Annotated in this window: 2 protein-coding genes; one reads left to right on the forward strand and one right to left on the reverse strand. The window is 39.9% G+C overall.

Annotated elements, in window-relative coordinates; genetic code table 11:
* A partial coding sequence (locus tag I8U17_RS18085; RefSeq protein ID WP_198059999.1) for a hypothetical protein occupies nucleotides 1–445 on the reverse strand: 445 nt, incomplete at its 3' end.
* Nucleotides 446–613: 168 nt separating this feature from the next.
* On the opposite strand from I8U17_RS18085, the gene I8U17_RS18090 reads away from it, so the two are divergent.
* A partial coding sequence (locus tag I8U17_RS18090; RefSeq protein WP_198060000.1) for a hypothetical protein occupies nucleotides 614–918 on the forward strand: 305 nt, incomplete at its 3' end.

Below are 918 nucleotides of genomic sequence, written 5' to 3' on the forward strand. Positions count from 1 at the left end.
ATAGGCGGTTAACCTTACGTTCCAGCTTCTTCGCCTTTTCTTGATATTCGGCTGGATCATACAAAGCGTGTTCAACCATTACGACTTCTCCATAGTGAGAAGAATACTCCTGCTTTTTCCGGGAACCAAATCTCTTTAGCTCCTGAAGCTCTCCCCGCATTTGCTTGGCTAATTCAATTGCTTCCATGATGGTTATATCCTGATCATCCCAATGGATTGTATGATTTAAGTTGGCTGTAGCCATCGCAACGTCCAGTTGACGAAAATGAGAGCGAACCTCATTGATTTCTTCTGTTAATGATTCGATGGTTTTATTGGGGCGTTCAAATTGTTCGCCTTTTGGAACAGAAATGATAGCCACTTGAGACCGTTCATTAATAAGTTCCTGAATCTTGCGAGCTAGGATGTTTCTTAATGCTACTGCTTGTGCTAGCGAAATTTGCATTATCCCGCCTCCTATTACTATGTGGGAAATATTATAAATTATTATAATTAGACAGTAAAGAAGATGATTTCAGGGTCCGAGATAACTTGGAAAACGGCCATACAGATAGAAAAAATGTAATATACTTTGCCCCTGGTTGAAGGAACAATTAGATGGGGGGACAGGTAGTTGATAAAACGAAAATTGGTTGCTGCATCTATCACATCTTTAATATCAGCAACCGTTTACGGACTAGTCATGACTTACCTTGATATGAAAGATGGTGCATATCAGGGGCCTTTACTCAAAAATGCGAGTGGAAATATTCTTGTTTATGGGATGTTTATTTATCTGGTAGTCTTAACCTTTGGTGTTCTCTCTTCGGTTTTCAGTGAATTGATTTCAGAAAAATTGAACGGGAATCGGTTAACGGCCAGAGGAATTGCCCATGTAGTTTTTGGGATTTTGGGAATCCTGATTCTGGCTGTCAGTTT

This window comes from Thermoactinomyces sp. CICC 10521, from assembly GCF_016055135.1.
GTDB classification, from domain to species: Bacteria; Bacillota; Bacilli; order Thermoactinomycetales; family Thermoactinomycetaceae; genus Thermoactinomyces_A; species Thermoactinomyces_A daqus.